Genomic DNA, 6,572 nt, shown 5'->3' with positions numbered 1-6,572 from the left:
CTATAGGAATGCGGCTACCGCACCGTCAAGGCGCGGATTAAAGGAAAACCCTTACAGAACTGAGATTTAGGAGAGCAGGAGGAGGTAATACGGAAATCCGACGTGTCATTGCACCCAATAACTTGAGACAACTCAGATGGCTGCGCTCGAAAGTTAAAGTAGTTTGTTAAGAGTAAGATTTTTTTGGTATTACGAAAGTGCTTCTGCTGATGATTCTGAAAGGAGGGAAAATGCTATCACCAGCGCCCTGTTCAAAGATTCAAACAGGGAGGAAAAAAAGGTGGAGAGTCGATCTGTAAGCCGGGTTCTGTCTTGAACAGTCATTCGTCTACGATGGCCATCACTGGACATCTTTAGCAACCTACCCGGTCCCAGCGCGGGCCACGCCTTGGGACCCTATTTGGTCTTGCTCCAAGTGGGGTTTACCTAGCCACGAACTGTTGCCAGACGTGCGGTGCGCTCTTACCGCACCTTTTCACCCTTACCGGCGCCGAAGCGCTTAGGCGGTTATTTTCTGTGGCACTTTCCGTAGGCTCACGCCTCCCAGGCATTACCTGGCACTTCGCCCTATGGAGCCCGGACTTTCCTCCCCCCCCTAATTTTCATAGAGGGCAGCGACTGTCCGATCGACTCTCCGCCGCGAAGGTTAACGGCAGAGCGACCGAAGAACAAGCGCTAAACAACTTTGCCACCTTCTGCACGTCGGTTTTACTCGCCCTTCTGTTTATCCAGCGCAACCTGATACAGCACATTCTTGCGCTCACCAGTGATTTGCGCAGCCAAGGCGGCCGCACGCTTGAGCGGCATCTCTTCGAGCAACAGATTGAGGATGCGCATCGCTTCGCCACTGACCGCGTCTTCAGTCTCGGGCGCAGACCAGCCGGCCACCAGCACCACACATTCACCGCGCTGCTGATTACTGTCCGACTCGACGAACTCGCGCAACTCGGCCAATGGCAGGCCTTTAAGGGTTTCAAAGGTTTTAGTGATTTCACGAGCCAGCAACGCCTGACGCTCGCCACCGAACACTAGCTCCATGTCTTGCAGGCATTCAAGAATGCGGTGCGGAGCTTCGTAAAAAATCAGCGTGCGCGGCTCTTCCTTTACCAGCTCAAGACGAGCCCGGCGACCGACAGCCTTGGCCGGCAGAAAGCCCTCAAAGATAAACCGGTCGGATGGCAAACCTGCCGCCGACAGCGCCGCGATCAATGCGCAGGCTCCCGGTACCGGCACCACATTGATCCCGGCAGCACGAGCCTGACGCACCAAGTGATAACCGGGATCAGAAATCAACGGCGTGCCGGCATCGGATATCAGTGCCACGTCGTCGCCAGCCAGCAGACGCGTGATAAAGCGGCTACCTTCATCCCGTTCATTGTGTTCGTGACAGGCCGCCAACGGTGTCGCAATACCGAAATGCTGCATCAAACGCTGAGAGTGACGAGTGTCCTCGGCAGCAATCAACGCCACCTCACGAAGGATCTTCAGCGCACGCGCACTGATGTCGTCCAGGTTGCCGATGGGCGTCGCCACCACATAAAGCGAGCCAGCAGCGGAATTCAAAGCACCTGGAGCAGTCAAAGCRCACACCTCATGATCGGTAAAAAGTGACATTGTAGCGCGTAGCGGCGCTTGCGATACGCCTGGCCCTTTCCGGGTTTTTTCGCCGTTTGTGCAGCACTGCAACATTTACACGAGCTAAATTGATCGATTCACGCCAGTAGCATCGCGCCCCGGCCAGTGCTTGGGTACAATTCCACGCTAATTTGATCGAGTAACAGGAACACTACATGATCGCTTGCCTGCGGCTGTTCACTGCCCTCTGCCTCGCTGCCTTGCTGGCGGCTTGCGCCAGCTCGCCCTCCTCCAGCCTTGGCGAAGTTCCACGGACCCCGAATGCCAGCGTCGAGCAACTGCTCGGGCAGGCCAATCAAAGCAAAGACCCGGAAGAAGCTGCCCTGTTGCGCCTGAGCGCCGCAGACGTGGCCTACCGCCAAGGGAATGCCGGCCAGTCCGCGCAAATCCTGCAGCAAGTTCCGGTCGAGCAACTCAAGCCAGGCCCTCAAGTCTTCGCCAGTACGCTGGCGGCGGAACTGGCGATGGTGCGCAATCAACCTAAAGCGGCACTGACGGCTTTGAGCCATCCGAGCCTGCAACGCCTGGGTGAACTGCCGGCTGAGCAACAGGTTCGCACCGGCACAGTTCACGCCCGCGCCCTCGAAGCAGATGGCCAGACGTTGGCCGCCGCACGGGTACGTATTTCCATCGCTCCCATGCTGAGCGGCGAAGCGGCCAGCAAAAACCACGATGCGATCTGGATCCTGATCGCCTCCCTGCCCACCGAACAACTGCAGCCCACCACCTCCGACGACCTCGGCGGCTGGATGAGCCTGGCACTGGCAGTGAAAACGGCCGGGACGCTGGAGCAACAGCAAGCCGCCATTGATAACTGGCGCGCCCAAAACCCTAAACACCCTGCCGCCATTCAACTGCCGCAGGCACTGACCAACCTCAAGGAGCTGGCCAGCCAACCCCTGAGCAAGATTGCCCTGCTGCTGCCACAAGACGGCCAGTTGGCGTCTGTCGGCAAAGCATTACGCGAAGGCTTCATGGCCGCTTACTACCAGGCCCAACAAGCCGGGCAGAAGCCACCCGCCATCGAGTTTTATGACAGCTCGAAGCTGACATCGATGGACGAGTTCTACCGCAAGGCCCAGGCTGACGGCGTGCAACTGGTGGTCGGCCCGCTGGAAAAACCACTGGTTAAACAGCTCAGCGCCCGCCCGCAACTGCCGATCACCACCCTGGCGCTGAACTACAGCGAAGGCGAACAAGGTCCACCCCAACTGTTCCAGTTTGGCCTGGCCGCTGAAGACGAAGCCCGCGAAGTATCTCGCCGCGCTCGCGCCGACGGCCTGCATCGCGCCGCGATCATGGTGCCGAAAGGCGAATGGGGCGATCGCGTACTCCGGGCATTCAGCCAGGACTGGCAAGCCAACGGCGGCACCATCGTTGCCACCGAACGCGTAGACCAGCCGGTTCAACTGGCCCAGCAGATTGCCGACATGTTCCAGCTGCGCCAGAGCGAAGGCCGCGCGAAAAGCCTGCAAAGCACCGTCGGCTCGCAGGTTGCCGCCCAGCCGTCGCGCAGCCAGGACATTGAATTCATCTTCCTGGCCGCCACACCGCAACAGGCTCAACAGATCAAACCGACCCTGAACTTCCAATACGCAGGTGACGTGCCGGTTTACGCCACGTCCCACGTGTACAGTGCCAGCGGCGACGTGAATCAGTACAACGACATGAACGGTATTCGCTTCTGCGAAACCCCATGGCTGCTGGACGCCAATGATCCACTGCGCCGCCAGGTTACGGCTCAATGGCCTCAAGCCGCCGGCAGTCTCGGTCGCCTGTATGCCATGGGCGTCGATGCCTACCGCCTGGCGCCGCGTCTGGGGCAACTCAAAGCCTTGCCGGACAGCCGCCTCGAAGGGCAGTCGGGCAGCCTGAGCCTGACCCAAAACCAACGCATCGTGCGTCAGCTACCGTGGGCTCAATTCGTCAATGGCCAAGTTCAACGCCTGCCGAGCACCCCGAACTGATGCCTGACAGGTCACGCCAGCAAAGCGGTAGAGATGCCGAGCGCCATGCGCTCGAGCATCTGCAACAACAGGGTCTGCGCCTGCTGGCGCAGAACTGGTTGTGTAAACGCGGCGAGCTTGATCTGGTCATGCTTGATGGCGATACAGTAGTATTCGTGGAAGTCCGCTACAGAAAAAACACCCAATGGGGTGGCGCGCTCGATAGCATTGATGAGCGCAAACGGCAGAAACTGATTTTCGCTGCACAGTATTTTCTTCAGCGCGAGTCGCGTTGGGCCAATTCCCCTTGCCGCTTCGACGTGGTTGCCATCGACAGCAACCTTGATCAGTTGAACTGGGTGCAGAATGCCTTCGACAGCTGATCGCTTGCGCCCCGAACCGGATACCTTCACCCAACACTTTTGCTCTTTGCATTGCGGGCTGCACATTCATGTGCCGAGTAGCCGCGCTAATTAAGGTCACACAGATGGACATGCAATCCCGAATTCGCCAGCTTTTTYAGGCCAGTATCGACACCAAGCAAATGGCGATGGACGTACTTGCACCGCACATCGAGCAAGCCAGCCAAGTGATGGTCAACGCCCTGCTCAATGAGGGCAAAATGCTTTCCTGTGGCAACGGCGGTTCCGCCGGCGATGCCCAGCACTTTTCGTCGGAGCTGCTCAATCGCTTCGAACGTGAACGCCCGAGCCTGCCAGCCATCGCACTGACCACAGACAGCTCGACAATCACCTCGATTGCCAACGACTACAGCTACAACGAAATCTTCTCCAAACAGATCCGCGCCCTTGGCCAACCGGGCGACGTATTGCTGGCGATTTCCACCAGCGGTAACTCGGCAAACATAATTCAGGCGATCCAGGCCGCACATGATCGCGAAATGGTTGTCGTAGCAATGACCGGTCGCGATGGCGGGGGCATGGCGTCACTGCTTTTGCCCGAGGATGTCGAGATTCGCGTACCGGCCAATGTCACCGCACGTATTCAGGAAGTCCACCTGCTGGCGATCCATTGCCTTTGCGATTTGATCGACAGCCAATTGTTCGGGAGTGAAGAATGACCCCTAATCGCCTAGGCCTGATGGCCTTGACCCTGTGCCTCGGCATCAGCGGCTGCACCTCGGTGGTTAACGCCAGCCGTGAAGCGCCGATCGAAKATGACCGTGGCACGCGCACCTTTGGCAGCAAGATCGACGACTCCCTTATCGATACCAAAGTCGGCGTAAACGTGGCCAAGGCCGACCCTGCCCTGGACAAGGATTCGCACATTGTCGTCACCAGCTTCAACGGCGTGGTGCTGCTCGCTGGCCAGACTCCTCGCGCTGACCTCAAGGCTAAAGCCGAACAGGCTGCTGCCTCCGTTCAACGGGTAAAAACCGTCCACAACGAATTGCAGGTCCTGCCGCCCTCCTCGTTGCTGGCACGCCAGAACGACGCCTGGCTGACCACCAAGATCAAGACTCAGATGCTCACCGACGCCTACATTCCTGGCTCGCGCATCAAGGTTGTGACCGAAAATGGCATCGTCTACTTGCTGGGCCTGCTGACCAAACAGGAAGCCGCTCAGGCTACCAACCTGGTACAGGGCGTTTCCGGCGTGCAGAAGGTTGTGAAGCTGTTTGAGTATATTGACTGACACCCGCCCCCTGTAGGAGCGTGGCTTGCCGGCGATGGCGTCTTTGAAATTGCCATCGCGAGCAAGCTCGGCTCCTACAGTAATAAAAAAGGCGATCCTTTCGGATCGCCTTTTTTATTACTTCACCACTTTCAAACTGGGTCGACCGCTGGGACGCGGCGGTTCGCTGTCGGGTGGCGGAATATCATCATCCGGCTCGATCTCTTCCTCGTCTTCCATAGGCGATTCCAGATCGAACACCATGCCCTGACCATTCTCCCGGGCGTAAATCCCCAGGATCGAGGCAATAGGCACGTACAAGGTGTGCGGCACGCCACCGAAACGCCCTTCGAAAGTGACCGCCTCGTTGTCCATGTGCAGATGACGTACGGCTTGCGGCGACACGTTCAAGACAATTTGTCCGTCACTGGCAAAACCCTGAGGCACCTGCACTGACGGATACTCGGAGTTGACCAGCATGTGCGGGGTGCAATCGTTGTCCACAATCCACTCGTAGAGCGCGCGGACCAGATAAGGTCGACTGGAGTTCATAGCGGCTCCTTAAGCCTTAGCGCATATCGCGTTCGACACCAGACAGACTTGCCTGGAAAGCCTCACGCGCAAACGAGCGCTCCATATAATCAAGCAGCGGCTTGGCAGGCCGCGGCAGTTCAATACCCAAAATCGGCAAGCGCCAAAGTATTGGTAATAGGCAGCAATCCACCAGACTTTGTTCCTCACTGAGGAAAAATGGCTTGTCGGCGAACAACGGCGACACGCCAGTCAGGCTTTCGCGCAGCTCTTTACGAGCGACGACCCGAGCAGCTTCCTTGGTCCGTGAATCCAGAATCAGATCCACCAGGCCACACCAGTCACGCTGAATACGATGAATCAGCAGACGGCTATTGGCACGTGCCACTGGATAAACCGGCAGCAAAGGCGGGTGCGGGTAACGCTCATCCAGATATTCCATCACCACGGTCGACTCCCACAACGCCAGGTCACGATCGACCAGGGTGGGCAGGCTTCCGTAAGGGTTCACCTCAATCAGTTTAGGCGGATGACGACCAGCTTCCACGTAAATGATCTCGGCGCTGACACCCTTCTCTGCAAGTACGATACGCACTCGGTGGGAATAGTGGTCGGCGGGGTCGGAGTAACAGGCCAACCGATTGGTCACGCCCATGGCGGTCCTCCTCGCTTGTTGAAATTATCGTAAGCGGAAAAACGAGCGCGCCCAGAGGGCGCCTCCCGTAACGCCTGGATCACCAGGCTCGTTACACCTTCAGAGGCGCCCTTGGGCGCGCGCGATTAACAGCAATTGCTTGAAGCTTTATCAGTGCACATCTTTCCAGT

At 57.9% G+C, this 6,572-nt stretch carries 7 protein-coding genes and 1 other RNA gene; 4 read left to right on the top strand and 4 right to left on the bottom strand.

Going from position 1 to position 6,572, the window contains the following annotated elements; all coding sequences use genetic code 11:
- Positions 1–280: 280 nt before the first annotated feature.
- Together rnpB and rsmI are read right to left on the bottom strand one after the other, a co-directional pair.
- An RNA gene (gene rnpB / locus AC1DRJ_RS17040) (RNase P RNA component class A) lies at positions 281–634 on the bottom strand.
- A gap of 74 nt (positions 635–708) precedes the next feature.
- Positions 709–1,614 carry a 16S rRNA (cytidine(1402)-2'-O)-methyltransferase gene (gene rsmI / locus AC1DRJ_RS17035; protein ID WP_477803186.1) on the bottom strand — a complete coding sequence of 302 codons (906 nt, stop codon included), beginning with the start codon at positions 1,612–1,614 and terminating at the stop codon, positions 709–711.
- A 176-nt stretch (positions 1,615–1,790) separates the two neighbouring features.
- Between rsmI and AC1DRJ_RS17030 the strand changes: the two genes are divergently transcribed.
- The 4 genes from AC1DRJ_RS17030 (at position 1,791) to AC1DRJ_RS17015 (ending at position 5,237) form a co-directional block, all read left to right on the top strand.
- Positions 1,791–3,602, top strand: coding sequence for a penicillin-binding protein activator (locus AC1DRJ_RS17030; RefSeq protein ID WP_477803185.1), 1,812 nt, complete (start codon positions 1,791–1,793; stop codon positions 3,600–3,602).
- On the top strand, positions 3,602–3,964 hold the full coding sequence (locus tag AC1DRJ_RS17025; RefSeq protein ID WP_477803184.1) for a YraN family protein: 363 nt from the start codon (positions 3,602–3,604) through the stop codon (positions 3,962–3,964). Before AC1DRJ_RS17030 ends, AC1DRJ_RS17025 begins: the two co-directional genes overlap by 1 nt.
- A gap of 104 nt (positions 3,965–4,068) precedes the next feature.
- Positions 4,069–4,662 carry a phosphoheptose isomerase gene (locus tag AC1DRJ_RS17020; protein WP_477803183.1) on the top strand — a complete coding sequence of 198 codons (594 nt, stop codon included), beginning with the start codon at positions 4,069–4,071 and terminating at the stop codon, positions 4,660–4,662.
- Complete coding sequence (locus tag AC1DRJ_RS17015) at positions 4,659–5,237, top strand: BON domain-containing protein (RefSeq protein WP_477803182.1); 579 nt, start codon at positions 4,659–4,661, stop codon at positions 5,235–5,237. Before AC1DRJ_RS17020 ends, AC1DRJ_RS17015 begins: the two co-directional genes overlap by 4 nt.
- Positions 5,238–5,354: 117 nt before the next feature.
- Here AC1DRJ_RS17015 and AC1DRJ_RS17010 read toward each other — a convergent pair whose 3' ends face one another.
- On the bottom strand, positions 5,355–5,768 hold the full coding sequence (locus AC1DRJ_RS17010) for a ClpXP protease specificity-enhancing factor (protein ID WP_477803181.1): 414 nt from the start codon (positions 5,766–5,768) through the stop codon (positions 5,355–5,357).
- Between the two features lie 16 nt (positions 5,769–5,784).
- Complete coding sequence (locus AC1DRJ_RS17005) at positions 5,785–6,402, bottom strand: glutathione S-transferase N-terminal domain-containing protein (protein ID WP_477803180.1); 618 nt, start codon at positions 6,400–6,402, stop codon at positions 5,785–5,787.
- Positions 6,403–6,572: the final 170 nt, after the last annotated feature.

The organism is Pseudomonas sp. P5_B2 (assembly GCF_056400445.1).
This window is presented reverse-complemented; position numbering and strand designations above follow the sequence as displayed.